Below are 18128 nucleotides of genomic sequence, written 5' to 3'. Positions count from 1 at the left end.
CATTTCCGCGGCGATTTACTAATAATTATTAACAAAAATAGCCGAAAGCCACTTCATTAAAGACCAACTTACACCCATTAATGATGTCGCATTAAAATGGCGAACCGCTGATATTCTATATCGTTAGCCAGAGACGTTAATCAGCCAATTGTTGAATTAACCGTCCTTGCTGAAAAAGGTACACCGAATCCATTTGTTCTAACGCGGTCAAGCGATGGCTGATCATTAGCAGGGTTTTGTGCTGGGCAAAATCGAGTAAGACGTTGAGGATTTCACGCTCGGTACGTTTATCGAGTCCTTCAGTAGGTTCATCTAACAGCAGCAAAGGAGCATCACGCAATAATGCCCGAGCCACGCCAATTCTGCGCTGCTCGCCACCGGATAATTGTCGGCCGCCCTCACCGATCCAACAATCTAATGGTTTATCGCCTTGCAACAAGGTTTGCAGACCCACTTGCTGTAACACTTCAATAAAACGGTGATCATGTTCTTTTTTGGCCTCACCGTGCAGATACGGCAACGCTAACGCTAAATTGTCACGTAAAGTACCTGAAAACAGGTAAATACGTTGACTAACCACAGTCATCGCAGCACGAAGATTGGCATCGCTGTAGTCACTGATTGGCTGATCATCAAGCGTAATGGATCCCTGCTGCGCCGCCCAGTCACGGGTGATCAGTCCCAATAAGCTTGATTTACCACAACCAGTAGGACCTAAAATAGCCACCTTTTCACCGGCTTTAATGGTTAAGCCAAGGCCTTGTAACACCGGAGAGTGCGCGTGATAACCAAAGTGAACGCCACTGATCTGCAAAGCTCCGTGATGGGCTTGTAAGTGACTATCAGGATTAAATATCACACTCGGTGTTTGCTCGGTTATTTCCGTCACCCGCCGCGCAGCAAGTACCGTGCTTGATAAATGTTGGAATGCACCGGCTATCGGCATCATCATTTCAAGACTGGCCATAGTGGCGAACACCATTAATGCCATTAACGGCCCTGGCGGCGAGAGCTCACCGACACTTTGACCCGCTAAATACAGCATAGAGACAACCGCACTGCCATTGATTAATATCAGTAATGCTTGGCTTAGCCCGGTAATATTGGCCATGGTGGTTTGCTGACTAAATAAACTGTGCTGCGCTTGTTCAAGTTGAGCCAAATAGCGCTTATTAGCGCCAAATAAACTTAACTCGGCCTGCCCCTGAATAACATCAAGTAACTCAACTCGATATTGCCTTTGCGCCTGCATTAATACTTGCCCAGGCGCCTTACCTAAGTAATAAAATACTAGCGGTAAGATAAACCAAGCGGCTAATAACAGAGTGCATAAACTCAAGGCTAAATGGTTATCAAACCAACCGAGAAACGCCAACAATACACCAATCATCATCAAAGATGCGGCCATTGGCGTGAGTAAGCGTAAATAGAGATGATCTAAGGTATCAATATCGGCAACCAAACGATTGAGTAAGTCACCTCTTCGCAGACCTTGCAAGTTAGCCGCGCTTAACGGCAGTAACTTCTTCCATGCCCAAACACGCAGTTGCGTCAATAATTTAAAGGTCGCTTCATGGGTTGCTAACCGCTCACCGTAACGGCTTGCAGTACGAGCGATGGAGAAAAATCGCACACCTCCGGCGGGGGTGAAATAGTTAAACGTCTGCGCGGTAACCACCGCTAAGCCTGCTACTGCACTGGCAGATAAAAACCAGCCCGATAATGACAATAAGCCAATGCCCGTCAGTAATGTCGTCGATGTGAGCAAGAGCCCCACTAACATCATCAGCCACTGGCGGCGAAACAAAGCAACAAAAGGGCGTAATACCTGGATGATACTGCGCGGTTTCGCGTCAACGGATTGTGACATCAGCATACCTCCTGTTGTTGATTCTGTTGTTGATTGCGCATTTGTGCTAATAACCCATCAACCTGTTGTAAATCATTAACATGGCCTTGTTGTACGACCCTTCCTTTGTCCATGACCAAGACACAATTCATCGTGTGTAAATCATCTAATTTATGGGTCACGGTTAATCCCGTTGTCGACTGCATTGCGCGCTGCAACGTGGCCATCACAGACTGCTCACTTTGGGCATCTAAACTGGCTGTTGGTTCATCTAATAAAAATAACTTCGCCGGTTGTGCCAACGCACGAGCCAAAGCAAAACGCTGAGCTTGGCCTACCGACACACCCGCGCTTTGATCGCTGATGATTAAATCGAGCCCTAATGGATGCTGTAACACAAACTCACTGATGTTGGCCTGTTCAAGCAACGCCATAATCTGCTCATCGTTTAATTGCGGGTTGGCCAAAGCAACATTTTCTCTCACGGTGCCATGGAATAATTGCGGATCTTGGCCTAACCAAGCCAGATGCTGACGCCATTGCGCCACATTAAGGTGCGATAATTCATGACCATTAATCAGCAATGATCCCTGATAAGGTAAAAACCCCAATAATGCATTCAGCAAACTGGTTTTTCCCGCGCCACTTGGACCCACAATGGCCCAGTGTTCACCTGCGGGTAACGTAAATGAAACAGGCCCAACTAAACGCTGACCATCTAAACTAAACACTTCAACCCCAATGGCTTGGATACCTATGCTATCGGCAGAGAATGTATTATTTTGTGGTATTGAATCGATAGCCACTGTGCTGACTTGGTAATCAAGCAGCTCAACTAGCGCTTCTGCTGCGCCAATGGCTTGAGCTTTGGCGTGATAATGGGTGCCTAAGTCGCGAAGCGGTTGATAAAATTCTGGCGCTAAAATCAACACAAACATACCGGTAAACAAACTCACCTGCACGCCATAATGACCAAAGTCGAGATGACCTAAGTAACTAAAGCCAAAATACACCGCCAATACCGCAATCGACACTGCGGCAAAGAACTCTAATACCGCTGAACTGAGAAAGGCTAAACGTAATACCGACATAGTGCGGGAGCGAAAGTCTTCTGAAGCCTGTTCAATATTGACTAACTCCGCGGCGCCGCGATTAAACAGCTTTAACGTTTGCAGTCCTTTTAGCCGATCCATAAAGTGGCCGCTTAAACGCGACAACGCCTGCATATTTTTACGGTTAGCATCTGCCGCACCCATGCCAACTAAAATCATAAACATTGGAATTAAAGGCGCAGTGGCCAACAAAATGATCCCTGCAGCCCAATTAAGCGGAAACACACACGCTAAGATCAGCAAAGGAATAAACCCCGCTAACATCATCTGCGGTAAGTATTTAGCATAAAAGTCATGTAAATCTTCAACCTGCTCAAACACTAAGGTTGCCCATGCTCCAGCAGGTTTACCTTTAATAAACACCGGACCCAGTGCCACTAACTTATTAAGCACAGCTTGACGTATATCTTCGCGTAAACGTTTTCCCGCCTCAAAACTAAGCCGTTCACGCACTTGGGCTAACAAGGCTCGTATCAATAACAAGCTAATAAGTGCATAGAATTCATTGCTTAATGCGCCAGGTACGAGGTTATCAATAATGACACCCTGCAAAATCTGGGCAATAAAATAGGCCTGTCCTACAATGGCAATGCCATTTAACACCCCACATAACGCAGATAATTTAAGGAAAATACCACAAGAAGATTGTTGGTTTTTAAGCCATTTTGCTAATGACTTTTCTAACGACTTGTCCATGAAGCTCCGGCGCAGTTATTGATGACCACTTTTATCACGCAGTATCGCAGTACTGGCATCTAGTTAACACTTAAAACGGTGTAAATGATATCTGATTCACATTTTGCTAATAAAGCCTGATTTAATAATTAAATTTAGTAACAATATCAATTACCTTAAATATCTTCTCGAAACATATCGCATTCAGTAAAGTACCTCTTGTGAAAATAGCCTGGTTTATCCCAAGCCAATATCACATTGCTCAGCATAATCATGATGAATCGTATAACCAAGCTAATTGATGAACAGAACACAGAGGGAGGCGATAGGCTAATATCAGTTTAGCATCGATAACACTCTTTACTGAGTGGTACTCTCGCCGTATTTAACCAACACGTGCCAGAGTAACTTTAAGTCTTGTCGTTTTTTAGAATGTGCTCCCCGCTCACTCCAAGAAGTAGGTTGTTTTTGTAATTGGTATGCCGCACGGCCAATAATTTCTGCATTGATCAACTCATTTTCAGCAATACTTTGTGCCAAAATAGGCATGGCAGCACCACGAAAATCATCCGGTACTTGCGCCACATTAATTTGACGCCCTTTATGCCAATGCAATTCAATTTCGTATTCGTTACACAAGGCGATTAATGAATCCCCTATGGCGCTCCCGATAAATGACGGATCCGCGACTAATATGGCGACATCTTCCTCCAGCATCACATCACCGTGAATTTGGGCTTCAATATAATGATCTAAATTAGCGCTTGGCATAGCGTCAAAGCGACGGCTGATATCATCGGTTAAATGCTGACTAAAATGTTCAATTAGCTTACTCGGTTTAAGCCCTGGAATGCCCAACGCATATTGACGTTCAAAACTTTCACTTAATAATGCCGCTATAATCGCATCAAAACACTTTATGGTGCCCTTTTCTTTGGGCAATCGATAAGAGTCCAGGTAACTAAAGGTACATCGCGACAATATTTGAGGATGGGTGACAAAATAACAACTGCCAAAGCGAGGCGCTGGGCCTAGCGGACATAAACCAAAATCTAACGCACCATATTTAGGCCGATGCTTAATACCAGAATAAGTGTGACCAAATAATTGGTTTTCCCAATGGTCGCGAGACCCGCCTAATTCTGGCGATAAGTGGCCATTAGAAACATGAGTTTCAAACTGACTTTTATACACACCATCACGCAATAACCCATCAACAACGGTGAGGCCACGGTTATCAATTTGATCGGGATGAAAATGCAAAGCGACTCGACTATGTTGCGCTAGCTCACGCATGGCGAGTTGGAGTGATAAGGTTGAAATATTAGACATTAACAACACATTCTTGATCACGGCATGAGCATGATCTCGCAGCTCATACGCCATTTTCTCTATGTGTGTTTGTGCCATTAATTTCATCAGTAAGAGACTCCTAAGTTAAGTAACCTCAGCTCGGGATAATAACGGTTATCAAACAACCCTTCCCCTGCTAACTGCGTTGAATTGACTTGCAATTGAGTCGCTGTTGAAGCGTCAATCCTCTTTATTAGCAAAACACATGGCAAATTAGCGATAAATTAGCTGAAATGTTCTGATTTTAGCTTACTTACCCCATATATTAACCCGAGATCAGCTTAGTAAAACCCTGCTAAGTCGCTGAATATTGCATTAGAAAACAGCTTATCGTTTTATTGTATGTAATAAGTCGACGTTTAGCACTGTTGCAAGTCTTAAGATTAACACGATTTCATTCAACCGCTGTATTTGGGATAATAACCTCTGTATTTGAACGATTAAATCGCCCATTATTGATTGCAACCCAAGAGGATACATCATCGCCCACTAAGGGATTTGATAGCACTTATAGCGGTTTTCAGGTAAGCTTCACGGCCGCCGTTACTGGCTACCTTTTATTCAAAGCAACAATGCGTTGCCCAAAGAGATTTTTCTATGAGTTTTTCCTCACTTGGTCTGAATGCTGCTATTTTAAAAGCGGTTGAAAAACAAGGTTACGACACCCCCACTCCAATTCAAGCACAAGCAATTCCAGCCGTTTTAGCGGGCCAAGATGTAATGGCAGCGGCACAAACTGGGACAGGAAAAACAGCTGGTTTTACCCTGCCAATTTTAGAATTGTTGTCTAAAGGTGAACGCGCGCAACGTGGTCAAGTCCGTGCGCTCGTGTTAACACCAACACGTGAACTTGCAGCACAAGTACAAGAAAGCGTCGCCACTTATGGCGTCAACTTACCGTTAAAATCAGCCGTGGTATTTGGTGGTGTGTCTATCGTGCCACAATTAGCTGCGCTCAGAAATGGGGTCGACATTTTAGTCGCCACCCCTGGCCGTTTACTCGACTTATGCCAGCAAAAAGCCCTTAGCTTCAGCAAATTAGAAATTCTCGTGTTAGATGAAGCAGACCGCATGCTAGACATGGGCTTTATTCGTGACATTAAAAAAGTATTATCGATGTTACCTGCTAAGCGTCAAAACCTGATGTTTTCAGCGACTTTTTCGAATGAAATTCGTGAACTGGCTAAAGGTTTGGTTAACAATCCGGTAGAAATTTCAGTAACGCCTCGCAACGCTACCGCCGCCTCGGTGACACAATGTGTGTACCCATTGGATAAAACACGAAAATCAATGGCACTAATCGAACTGATTAAAACCAATGATTGGAAGCAAGTATTGGTCTTTTCGCGCACCAAACATGGCGCCAACCGTTTGGCCAAGAGTTTAGATGCCGCCCACATTAAAGCTGCAGCGATTCATGGTAATAAAAGCCAAACCGCACGCACAAAGGCTTTGGCTGATTTTAAAGCTGGCGCAGTACAAGTGATGGTCGCAACCGACATTGCCGCTCGCGGTATCGACATAGATCAACTGCCATGTGTTGTGAACTTTGACTTGCCCAATGTACCTGAAGATTATGTACATCGTATTGGCCGTACAGGCCGAGCAGGTTCAACAGGTCAAGCGGTATCATTAGTTGGCTTAGAAGAAGTTAAATTACTGCATGATATTGAGCGCTTAACTAACCGCGTCATTGAGCGTAAGCAGCTTGATGGTTTTGAAGCACCGTTCACAATTCCTGAACCTAACCTCAAATCAAGTGGCAGCTCAAAAAGCACTCAAGCGAGAAAGCCAAACCCGAACCGCAGTAAACATGCTCAGCAACATGCTAATGATGGTGCTCAAGGTGATAAGCCAGCGCGTAAGTTTGACTCACGCCAGCAATCACGTGGCCACGACAATAACGCTAACCCTGCTGATCCTAAGGCAGAAGCTAGAGCCAATGGTAATAAACCACCACAACGTTCACGTCCACCACGTCGAAGTGGTACGGCACCAGTAACATCGACAAGCAGTAATCCTTATGCCAATGCTAAAGTAAAAAGCTAACTAGCTCACTAGCTCACTAGCGATAAAGCATAAAAAAAACCGGTGAACATTGTTCACCGGTTTTTTATTATTCAGGCATCATCAATCGGCTATAAATTGACCGATAACACATTAATTGGTCACATAAACCAAGCGCGGTAATTACGGCCTTTTAACTTACCTTTACTGATGATATTCATCGCTTGTTTAGACACATTGCTTTTTACTGCAACGTAAGCGCGAAAATCAGTCACTTTGATTTTACCAATATCGTTAAAATCTAAACCATTGCCACCCGTTAATGCCCCAACAATATCACCTGGACGGATTTTTTGCTTTTTACCCCCCTCAATCTGAATGGTGATCATCGCAGCCGCTAATGGCTGCTTGTTGAGTACGCTCATTGCGGGTAAAGGCTCACTGACTACGTCTTTATTCATGGCTTCTTCTATCATCGCCATTTTGTAACCGTCTTCTTCACCAAACAAAGTATATGCGGCCCCTGAACTGCCAGCTCGGCCAGTACGGCCTATACGGTGAATATGCACTTCAGTATCGTAAGCAATATGATAATTAAATACTGCGTCTAACTCATCAATATCCAATCCACGCGCCGCAACGTCGGTGGCCACTAAAATACGCGCACTACGGTTAGCAAACTGCAATAACATTTGATCGCGATCGCGCTGCTCTAAATCGCCATGTAATGCTAATACACTAAAGCCAAATTCATGTAATGAGTCAGCTACTTGTTGGGTTTCACGCTTGGTATTACAAAACACTACTGCGCTTTCAGGCTGCTTATCTAATAACAATAAACGCAATGCTTCAAGACGGCCCTGGTTATCTTCGATACGATAAAAATGTTGATCGATAGTTAGGTTATCGTGCTTAGCTTCCACTTTAACCATTACCGGTTTATACAGAATTTGATCGGCAATCGCTTGGATCTGATCAGGGAACGTGGCGCTAAACAGTAACGTTTGACGCTCACGAGGTGCGGCAGCAATGATTTGGTCAATGTGCTGTTGGAAGCCCATTTCTAACATGCGATCTGCTTCATCTAAAATAAGCATGTTCATGTTACTTAAATCTAAACGGTTGCGATCTAAATGATCAACAATACGACCCGGTGTACCGACAATAATATGCGCACCGTGCTCTAATGAACCAACTTGCGGTCCCATAGGTACGCCGCCACAAAGTGTTAATACTTTAACGTTATGAATACCACGGGCCAAGGTACGAATGTCTTTCGCCACTTGGTCAGCTAATTCGCGCGTTGGACATAACACCATAGTTTGAATGCGAAAACGTTTTACATCCAGCTTATTGAGTAGCCCTAAACCAAAGGCTGCGGTTTTACCAGAACCTGTCATCGCTTGGCCAATGACATCTTCACCAGCCAAAATAGGCGGTAAGCTTTCGGCTTGGATCTGAGTCATCGATTCAAAACCCATAGTTTGGAGGTTTTCAAGCAATTCAGGTTTTAATTTAAGTGATGCAAAAGCCGTGTTAACGACTTGTTCTGTAGACTGACTCAAGGCAAATATCCTCTGATATCGAAAGGTAAAAAGCAGGCAAAAGCTGCAAAAAAATATACCAATACCATTACATAAATGAGCCAATAACGCGCAAAACTATCATTAAACAGCAGAACAAAATTAGCATATACAATGATGTTATATGAAAAATGCTTACCGCTATTTACGAACGATTTATCTTGCCAGAAGGAACAGATAATAAATAAGATTGGTGTTAGCAAAGGTGTTAAAACAAACCTAAGCCAGATATCAGCTATTGTAGCAATTTTATTGCCCGTTCGCTGACAAATATTTACCGATAACTCAGCTTATATTGAGCGCAATCCTAGAAAATTTGCTCAAAACGACCTTGCTGATAATCGTGTACTGCTTGCTCTATCTCAGCTTGACTATTCATCACAAACGGCCCCATATGAACAATCTCTTCATTAATAGGTTTTCCCGCAAGCAACAATAATCCTGCACCTGTCGATTTAGTTTGAAAATGACTGACGTCATGTGGATCTAATACCAACAACTGCCCTGATCTAGCCGTTTCTCGCAGACCTTGTGCATCAACATAGTTAAGTTCACCTTGATACACATAAGCACACACCGTTTGGTATTCTGCAAGATTAAGTGTGCCATGGCCATACTCAGCTAAGGTTAAATCGGCAATAGCACCATGACCGGCTAAACCTTGAATACTTGAGCTAATCTCATGAGGGTCATGATTAAAGCCCCAGCTTCCCGCCAAGGCAACAAGATTTGCGCCGTGTTCGTTATCTATACACGGATTAGCCTGCTTGCTGGTATCTTGATAAATAGGTGGACGCATTTTATGTTTTGCTGGCATATTGAGCCAAATTTGAAACCCATGCAGCCCTTCTTTAGTATCTGCTAATGGCATTTCAGAATGCACCACACCACTGCCAGTACTCATCCACTGCACGTCACCGGCACGTATATGCTTAACATTGCCCATTTGATCGCGATGCTCAAAGCCACCTGTACGGATATAGGTAAAAGTTTCTATGCCGCGATGAGGATGAGGCGGAAAACCACCAATAAAATATTGCTCGTTATCAGACTTTATTTCATCCATCATTAAATAGGGGTCAAAACGAAGCTTATCGAAATCGGCAATACGATTGATGTTAACACCATCACCGTCCATTGCAGGCAGTGCACTGTAGCGATTCAATACTTTCATCATAAACCCCATTTATTTAACCTCAACTCAAGATAATAAACGGTTATCAACCAGCTATTTTCTCGTTCACTGCATTTTACTGACTCGCAGTAGCACGCTATTGACGCGTTATTAACGTGTCATTGCACCTCGTTAACAGAACAAATTATGAGCTTGATATGACAGATAAATAGATAATTTATTTTATCTCTATAACCCGAGCAGAGGTTATTTATATCAATATCACTTGAGCATAGCAGGCAATATAGTTAATGAATATTGTATGATAGTGTGATTTTTATACGATGAAATCGACTGCAAAAGCATGTTCACGCGCTTACGGTGTCGCGATAAAGCGAGTTAATCCCAATGAGATTTACGGCTCAAAAAACGAGCAAAGCAACAACAAAGATACAATAAAAACAAACGGCGATAGCTTGAAAAAGATGTATGCCAAGTAGGTCGACATTCCCCAAGTCATTGCAAATCGCTCAACCTAGGTGGCTAATTGTAATGCCACACGGCGGTATGCAACGACATAAGGAATATTGCAGAGCCAACGGCGTTGGCCATGTATAAGGTAGGATTATTATGCTCAATCTATATCGAATTAATATTGACGCTCAAAACGTCTAATTAAACTGTGACACCAACTCTGTTTGGCGAACACCTTGACCACTAATTTCTTGGCTATGTATTGCAGCATTATGGCAATTTTGTTCGAATTGATTGATACCAGCTTGTAATGCCATCGCATTATTATAAATTTGATTAACGACAGTGGCTTGTTCTTCAGCAGCAACTGAAATTTGCTCTCCATTACCCTCGATAATGTTCATCACTTCACTGACAGAAATCAGGCTTTGCTCAAGCATGTTACTGGAGTCAATGCTCTTGTCTATTAACAAATGACTTTGATCCATTTGCGCTACAGCCTCTGCAGTCGTGTGACTGAGTGTATTGATAATAGCGTGTATTTCAAGAGCAGACGTTGCTGAGCGGCTTGCCAAGTTACGCACTTCATCGGCGACCACTGCAAATCCTCTGCCCGTCTCTCCAGCGCGCGCGGCTTCAATGGCCGCATTAAGCGCCAGTAAGTTTGTTTGCTGCGCAATACTTTCTATCACATCGACGGCTTGATTCACGCTTTGGCATTGTTGATTCAGGGTAGAAATAGCAACACGCGACTCTTCGAGTAAGCTATTAATTTCAGTTGTGGCGGTTTTACTGTTAACTAATGCCACCTTAGTTGCCTGTATTTGTTCCACTAATTGATGGATTTCTGCCGTTGAGTTACTGGTGTTTTGGGCAATGTCAGTAACAGAAGCGTTCATTTGCCCAATGGCTGTAACGACTTGTTCTAAATTTTGTGATTGCTCAACCAACTGGCTCTGATTGGCTTGATTTTGTTGTTGATGCTCTTCTAAACCTTGCTGGAGTTCTTCACCACTGTCTTTGATACGTCCGACCACGGCAAGTATTTCTGCTTTTTGCATCCGTAGGCTTAATTCTATGTGAGAAAGCTCATCGGTATAACCCGTGTAAACAAATTGATTGAGTGGATTATCATGTATTTTTTTACTCAAAATAAGTATGTTATCAAAACGCTGTTTAAGAACATAAAGCGGTCGACAAAAACATATAATGGCGATAATAAAGGTTAACATAGTGAAGAAAGCACTGGCGTAAGGTAAGGACATGAATAACCCTACTGAAAACAACCAGCCCAATAGCAGTTTAGTGATAATACTGGCGCCAAACTTTGGCTTGGCTGCTTTGCCAGCATTGACCGCATCATAACAGGCTTGAGCACGTTCAGTGAGCTCAACTTCAGGTTGAGTTCTAACCGACTGGTATTCACAAATAGTACCGTTGCGTTTAATGGGGGTGACATAGGCGTTAACCCAATAGTATTTGCCATTTTTGCAACGGTTCTTCACTAGCCCCATCCAGCTTTGTCCTTGCTTAATAGTATCCCAGAGGTCAGCAAATGCGGCTTTAGGCATATCAGGATGGCGGACAATATTATGTGGCTTGTTGATTAATTCTTCTTTTTGGTAGCCACAAACAGTAACAAAGTCATCATTAACATGGGTAATGATACTGTCTAGATCTGTTGTTGAAAGAATTTTATAATCTGACGGATACGTGATTTCTTCATCAATAATTTCTTTTACAGTCATGGTGATACATTAAACGCAGTCAATTAAATAAGTGAGGCGATTATTAATCAGTCAGCACGACATTGATGTGATGATTAGCTAATTTAATCGCCAAATATTTAACATTTGTAAAATACACGAGTTAAGTCACATTGATGGTTTTTAAGATCGAGGTGATGTCTCAAGCATTAGCCGCTCATTTGGATGGCATCGGTAAATAATGTTAATATTTGTTCACCTTGTTAGTGACTTTTTTCTTCAGACGATAGCAGCGGATAAGGTCATTAAGCGTCAGCTATAAGGCCGATCATCTATTTAACCAATAACATAGCGAAAAATATCTTGGTAGACAGACTTTGATTTGTTGCCCATCAGCAAACGACCATTTGAAAAACATATTTATGGCGCTATTTTAGATCGACTATTTTAATCTAGCTGACTCTATCTCAACGGTGTTTTAATATAAAAATGAAAAGTCATATTCATTCAAAGAGGTTAATTCCAGGTATGGATCGCTTGCTCTTTTGTGGTTGCCTTTTACATAATAGTCGCTTAATACCCACCATTTTTCTCATCGCCAACAGCGAGAAAGGAACGGGAGTTGAAGCAAAAATAAGCGTTTATACTGTGACGATTCTCTAGCAATTAGTTATCGCACCATGATCACTCTTGATGTGTGCTGGATAACGTTAAAATAATCAAAACACAGTATAATCATGGTTAATTAATGATTGGTGGGAAACGAAGTGCTGACACAAATTCTAGTCACGATATTAGTAATCGTTGGCGCTATTGTATATTTACGCAGTGGCCGGGGCAGTAAAGCGAGTCGCAGTGCTGCAATAGCAGAGGAACAAAGCTCGCCATTTTTTAGTCGGGTGATTATTTACGCTATGATTGCAGTGTCGATGTTAGCCTCAACTGGCTATTGGGGTTGGAGTCTGTATGACGAAAACACCGTGGTTGAAGTGACGATTACATCACCCATTGAAGCGATGACCACAAGCTACAAAGTACGTAAAAAAGATATTGAAGCCAAGCGGATTACCACCGTTGATGGGATTCAAATCCGTTTATCTAATCAAGAGCGATTAACGATTAAAGCGGCAGAGGCACAGTAATTATTTGTACCTAATCAGAGTCACCCTGCCGCCCACTCATCTGGCGCTATTTTACTGCCACTATGCCTGATCGCAAAGCGCCTGCCATTGGGCGCTAGCAACAGGGTCGCCATTTTTAAAACCAATATAGCTATTCAGTTTACGGCTGATATCACTCTGGCATTGAGTTTCTAAGGATGTGGGGATTTCGATCAAATGCAGCCCGCCTGTGGCTGTTTGTTGTAGGGTCTGTATCAGCTGTGCCTGAGTCTGACAATAATGGCCCTGCCCGCCGTAAGCTTGGATCAACAACTTAGGATCAAAACCTTCTGCATTGCAGTGATATATGGGCGCATTGCCTGCTTTGCCTAAATGAAACACATTGTTTCGCATGTAAAGTATCGTGACATTGGCATGCTGTTTCTGCAAATTAATCAACTCATTAGCCTGAAAATTAAACCCGCCATCACCTGTGATAACCAAAATAGGCACTTGACTGCCAATGTAAGCGAGTTCATCGGCTACCGCTCTGGCATAGGGAAGGCTTGTGCCCATGGCGGCATACCAAGGATTGGCCAAAAAACTGCGTCCAAGTTCAGTGTTTAAGGTATTAAGCTCGAAGCTGGCGAAGAAGGCATTGCCTATTTCAGGAATAAATACATAGGGCTGAGGCAAAGTGGCTTGAGCTACATTGATCACCTTTGCCAAATTGGCATAGCTTAGGCTCTGCTGGGCTTCAATGTTTTCTCCCATAACGGCAACAGCATCTTGCGGCGCAGCCTGCGGTGATAGTTGAGGTTGTTTTGTTGTGGCTTCTAGCCTGTGCTGCAGCCCCAACTCTAGCAGGGTGACGACGGCGATGATGTCTTGCTCCCGGTGAGCAGTGCCCTTTAACATCGTCTTATTCTGGTGCTTGTCTATGGCATGAGTCTGGCTGCCAAAGGCATTGTTGGTGTCGGATGGAAAAATAGCTGTGCCTATTTCCAACACATAATCGGCGATGGTTTCAATGTAGATTTTACCTGGGGTGTGGCTGAATACGCCGTTATAGCAGCCAAGACAGAGAGGATCACTTTCATCGACCATACCCTTGGCAAACCAAGTGACGGCATAGGGTAGTTGTAACTGATGACATAGCTTGACCAATCTTGCCAATAGATCGGGATTAAGGCGCAACTTTTCCCCAAGAAACAGTAAGGGAGCCTTAGATTTGCTCAGCTTATCGAGTATGTTCGCGGCGATAAGTTCAGCGCCGCTCAAATTAAGGTGTTGTCCTTGGAGAGAATCCAGACTTGGGGGTAAAGACAAGGCTTGGGTCGGTTGCTGCACCAGATCCCTGGGGATCTCGATATACACAGGTTGGCGATGTAAATAAGCATGAGTCATTAATGCTAAGCATTGCTCAGCGGCAATATTAGGCTGACCAGTATGACGCTGTCCTTGTAGTCGCTCTGCGCGAATACCTAGGGCTTTAAACGCATTGAGGGCAGCATTGAGATCCGTATTCCACGCGGTATGAGGATGCACAGTATGGTGCAAGGAATGCTGGGCGATTTCATTCTCCCCAGGAGCACCGGATATAAAAATAACAGGTAAGCCTTCGGTGCGGGCTAGGGCCGCGGCAGAAATACAGGGTAAGCTGCCGACTGTGTATGTTGTAAGGCAGACACCAAGGCCTGCTACCTCGGCTTGAGCACATGCGCTAAAGCCTGCGTGCATCTCATTACTTGAGGGCAGCACAGTAAGGCTCGGCTCAAGTGCATTAATAAGGTTGGCGACAAAATCGCCACCCACACCATAGAGCCGCTTCGCCCCAAAAAATTGCAATAACTGGGCAAGGCTATGTCCTAGTTGTGGCAAGCTGTCATGGTACTGCTTGCCAAAATTGTGTTGAATCGATGAGGTCACATTACGCTCCTATAGTCGTTAATGGCCTTAGACTAAGCGCAAGTGCTAGATCATGTATTGATCGAGATCAGCTTTATAAAATTGCCCTGCAGATGCGGTTGTCACAACGCCCTCCCCATAACCAAGCAACCCATTTTGCTAATCCTCTCCCAATGGCCAATCGGCCACACCACTAGAACAACTCATTTCACCGCAGCTCAAACCAAGTGACCCATTGAAAATTTAAGCGAGGTTTAAGTTTGGGTTAAGTAACCTACTCCTAAACCACAATTAGGCGCGTCACATCATGCCATTAAATAACTTGCACACCATTAACGTCTGGGATGTGTTGATCCGCATATTCCATTGGTCACACGTTGGTTTTTTTACTCTAGCCTATTTAACCGAGGGCGAAGATGAGTGGATGACCATTCACAGCTACGCGGGTTACAGCATCTTAATCTTATTAGTTTTTCGCCTGTTATGGGGATGCATCAAAAGACCCGCAAAGCAATCGACCCCATGGCACAGTCCATTACCATCGATCGCTTAACCGACAGTGCCAAAATAGAAAAATGGTTCACTCGTAACTTTAGTCGCTACGCCACAGCTAATATAAGATGCAAACTTCGGCATTCCCTTTATATAATTACTTTCAAACCAATCGATAGTGAACCCGCTGCTTTGTATATTTTCAATCATAGGCCTATTTAAATTACAGCCACCAAAGGCGTTACCCCATAAACGATTTAAACGATTTTGCCATTTTTTAATTGAGTCATCAGGAGCTTGACCATGCTCACAGAAAAGAATTTTACCATCGGGCTTTAATACTCTGTGTATTTGCTTCATTGCGGCACGCCAATCAGCAATAGTGCAAAGCGTGTACGTTAACACGACTGAGTCAACACAATGATCATCAAGCGGAATTTGTTCACCGGGGAGACTTAGCCACTCAACCTGAATAGGGGATTTAGCTAGATTTTTTAGCGCTTTTTTACGCATTCCAAGAGAAGGTTCAAGCCCCCATATCATGTTTACTTTCATAGGATTATATAAAGTCATGTTAACAGCAGACCCCATACCAACCTCTAACACATTGCCATAAGCTAAAGGAACGACTTTTTGCCTAAGTTCCATTATGACACTGGAAGAACAAGCGCAATTGATAATGTGTGGAAGAATATTGTTTTCATAAAAACTCAAAGGTAAAACCTCTCTATAATTTGAGATTTACATGTCGAACGTTCAATATAAACCGCGCGAGCTTCAGCGGCTATAGGGCGCGAATGTATATTATGGTTAGCGCGCAATGTAAACCTCATCGGCTATTTCCCCTCGGCTCAATATGTATCTATATGCCTATATTGCCCTTATTTCTTGAATCCAGCCTTAACCGTAACCAGTGTAGTGGCCTTCTGGTTCGGAATTATAACTCCCGCGCACTTTATTAACTGAGGGGATTGGTACCGTTTATTTAACACCGAGATCCGATCCAGTCGATCACAGTTCAAACCAATAGCAGATCTTGTCATTAAAAAATGATAGCTAACTTTAGCCTAATCCCGCTGTTTTTATTACGATGGGCATAAGAACTTACACAGCTTAAAGTAAACTACAATATGGCAAAACCGAATAAGAAAGGACCTTCCCGAACCGTCGACATCTTCTGCGCTAAGTGTAAAACCCAGCTGTTTAAGTATCGCAAGGGAGGTAAAGGCGCCTTAATCAAATGCTTCAAGGAGCGTATTGTCGAAAACAACACCAAAGTCCCCTGCACTTGCCCTGAATGCGGCCAGGTATTTGCCCGAGAGACTTTAGTCCGCGGCGCGCCAGCCTTTAAAATGGTGGGTGGAAAAGTCACGTTTAAATAATTCCTAGCATCATCAGTAACAATGACACTACTGCGGATCTATCCATGGCGAGTGTGGGTCTCAATGTGAATATGAGTAAAAACGGCCACCTTGTTGCAAAAGGCTCATCATCCCCGCGCCAGTGAGTATACTAACCCCCGATAATGGCAAACACTGCTTTCTGCCACCACAATCAAGCAAATAATCACCATCAGCCATTTTTTAGGGGGACATGAGTCGCATCAAAAGCAATGATAAAAGTGAAGCAATTGAATAGAAAACTAAGGCCAACAGCCTTCGAGGAGTAGACGATTGCCCTGACTCATCGACAGCGTCCATATATGACATGTTTATTACGGCTATTTTATTTATGGAGTGATTAATCAGTGATTAATTGACCGAGTAATAGAACGCGGAAAAGCCAAATGCTAACTCAATCAATAAATGAAACGTTAACGCAGGCCATAAACTGCGAGTCTTAATGGTTAAATAGGATAATAAAGGCGAGGCGATGATCATGCCGATGGCTTCGTAGATAGGTTTTTTTATGTGGAATAATACTTCGAAGATGCACACGATAATGGTCATTATAATCGCTGCCGCCATTGGATTAAGTTTGTAATGCTTGGTTAAACAATATTGGCCACCGCCCAATAAAAATCCTCGGTGGAGGACTTCCCAGCCTATGATGGTCGATGCGGTAAAAATGAGAAAACGCTGAAACTTACCCGCTTCTCTGAGATCCTCTAAAGAACGTCCATGGCGATAGTGAGAGAAATAATCTGCGGCAAAAAATTGTAGATAAATAAATAAACAAAGCAGAAGACCAAAAAAGACAGCCATAAGCAGCAGGTTTTCACGATTAATTGTAGGTTTAGAGAAATACAGTTGTTTTAACGGTATCGCCAGCAAAAAAACCAGAACAAAAGGAAAGACTAATCGGCTTAACACCCAATAACCTTTAAAGCCTCCCGACGCTAAAAAATTATTGCTGACATACACACCAACCACCTGTAACAGTAATATTACTATTAATAATATGCAGAACGGAGCCGCCATTTTGGCGCTAAGGATCTGGTCTTGGTGTGACATGTTTGTTATTTCCTTTTATGCTTTTTTAGAGCATTTTTTAGGGCTGCTTTAGCAATTGACGCCACAATATCTTATGTGGGCTCCCTTGAATGCCACCCATTCATCTAACGAATGGACGCCTAAGAATGCCACGACTTCTTAAAAATGCCACCCATTCTTCTGACGATAACGTTTTAAGTTGACGCGACTTCTTAAAAATGCCACCCATTCTTCTGACGATATTCGTCTAACGAATGGACGCCTAAGAATGCCACGACTTCTTAAAAATGCCACCCATTCTTCTGACGATAACGTTTTAAGTT

At 43.3% G+C, this 18128-nt stretch carries 13 protein-coding genes; 4 read left to right on the top strand and 9 right to left on the bottom strand.

Translation table 11 applies throughout. The features are described from left to right. Positions 1 to 136: 136 nt before the first annotated feature. The 3 genes from cydC to AAEY93_RS09990 form a co-directional block, all read right to left on the bottom strand. The gene (cydC, locus tag AAEY93_RS10000) at positions 137 to 1834 is read right to left on the bottom strand and encodes a heme ABC transporter ATP-binding protein/permease CydC (RefSeq protein ID WP_351076702.1); all 1698 of its coding nucleotides are present in this window, start codon (positions 1832 to 1834) and stop codon (positions 137 to 139) included. A 35-nt stretch (positions 1835 to 1869) separates the two neighbouring features. Then, positions 1870 to 3657, bottom strand: a complete 1788-nt coding sequence (gene cydD / locus AAEY93_RS09995) for a heme ABC transporter permease/ATP-binding protein CydD (protein ID WP_351076570.1) — start codon at positions 3655 to 3657, stop codon at positions 1870 to 1872. Between the two features lie 339 nt (positions 3658 to 3996). After that, the gene (locus AAEY93_RS09990) at positions 3997 to 5055 is read right to left on the bottom strand and encodes a DUF3626 domain-containing protein (protein WP_351076567.1); all 1059 of its coding nucleotides are present in this window, start codon (positions 5053 to 5055) and stop codon (positions 3997 to 3999) included. 531 nt (positions 5056 to 5586) lie between these two features. Between AAEY93_RS09990 and AAEY93_RS09985 the strand changes: the two genes are divergently transcribed. After that, positions 5587 to 7038, top strand: coding sequence for a DEAD/DEAH box helicase (locus AAEY93_RS09985; RefSeq protein ID WP_335688353.1), 1452 nt, complete (start codon positions 5587 to 5589; stop codon positions 7036 to 7038). Between the two features lie 119 nt (positions 7039 to 7157). Here the strand turns inward: AAEY93_RS09985 and dbpA are convergent, their stop codons facing one another. From dbpA to AAEY93_RS09970, 3 genes are all read right to left on the bottom strand, one after another. Beyond that, the gene (gene dbpA / locus AAEY93_RS09980) at positions 7158 to 8561 is read right to left on the bottom strand and encodes an ATP-dependent RNA helicase DbpA (RefSeq protein WP_351076563.1); all 1404 of its coding nucleotides are present in this window, start codon (positions 8559 to 8561) and stop codon (positions 7158 to 7160) included. 325 nt (positions 8562 to 8886) lie between these two features. After that, positions 8887 to 9753, bottom strand: coding sequence for a pirin family protein (locus AAEY93_RS09975; RefSeq protein ID WP_351076699.1), 867 nt, complete (start codon positions 9751 to 9753; stop codon positions 8887 to 8889). A gap of 611 nt (positions 9754 to 10364) precedes the next feature. Next, a complete protein-coding gene (locus AAEY93_RS09970; protein WP_124013494.1) occupies positions 10365 to 11915 on the bottom strand; it encodes a methyl-accepting chemotaxis protein in 1551 nt (516 codons plus the stop codon). A gap of 725 nt (positions 11916 to 12640) precedes the next feature. Between AAEY93_RS09970 and AAEY93_RS09965 the strand changes: the two genes are divergently transcribed. Further along, positions 12641 to 13015, top strand: coding sequence for a hypothetical protein (locus tag AAEY93_RS09965; RefSeq protein WP_101034746.1), 375 nt, complete (start codon positions 12641 to 12643; stop codon positions 13013 to 13015). Positions 13016 to 13075: 60 nt separating this feature from the next. Here AAEY93_RS09965 and AAEY93_RS09960 read toward each other — a convergent pair whose 3' ends face one another. Then, on the bottom strand, positions 13076 to 14902 hold the full coding sequence (locus AAEY93_RS09960; protein ID WP_351076558.1) for a thiamine pyrophosphate-binding protein: 1827 nt from the start codon (positions 14900 to 14902) through the stop codon (positions 13076 to 13078). 286 nt (positions 14903 to 15188) lie between these two features. On the opposite strand from AAEY93_RS09960, the gene AAEY93_RS09955 reads away from it, so the two are divergent. Further along, on the top strand, positions 15189 to 15434 hold the full coding sequence (locus AAEY93_RS09955; protein ID WP_502959553.1) for a cytochrome b/b6 domain-containing protein: 246 nt from the start codon (positions 15189 to 15191) through the stop codon (positions 15432 to 15434). Here the strand turns inward: AAEY93_RS09955 and AAEY93_RS09945 are convergent. Continuing rightward, positions 15431 to 16087: a class I SAM-dependent methyltransferase gene (locus AAEY93_RS09945; RefSeq protein WP_164839403.1), complete on the bottom strand. Its 657-nt coding sequence runs from the start codon at positions 16085 to 16087 to the stop codon at positions 15431 to 15433. The genes AAEY93_RS09955 and AAEY93_RS09945 overlap by 4 nt on opposite strands. A gap of 416 nt (positions 16088 to 16503) precedes the next feature. Here AAEY93_RS09945 and AAEY93_RS09940 point away from each other — a divergent pair, with 416 nt between their 5' ends. After that, positions 16504 to 16755, top strand: coding sequence for a hypothetical protein (locus tag AAEY93_RS09940; protein ID WP_124013491.1), 252 nt, complete (start codon positions 16504 to 16506; stop codon positions 16753 to 16755). Between the two features lie 369 nt (positions 16756 to 17124). Here AAEY93_RS09940 and AAEY93_RS09935 read toward each other — a convergent pair whose 3' ends face one another. Further along, a complete protein-coding gene (locus AAEY93_RS09935) occupies positions 17125 to 17826 on the bottom strand; it encodes a CPBP family glutamic-type intramembrane protease (RefSeq protein ID WP_124013490.1) in 702 nt (233 codons plus the stop codon). Between the last annotated feature and the right edge of the window lie 302 nt (positions 17827 to 18128).

The organism is Shewanella sp. CAL98-MNA-CIBAN-0140 (genome assembly GCF_040309905.1).
In the GTDB taxonomy this organism is placed as follows: Bacteria; Pseudomonadota; Gammaproteobacteria; order Enterobacterales; family Shewanellaceae; genus Shewanella; species Shewanella psychromarinicola.
The sequence above is the reverse complement of the archived record's forward strand: the minus strand, read 5'-3'. Positions and strand labels throughout refer to the sequence as shown.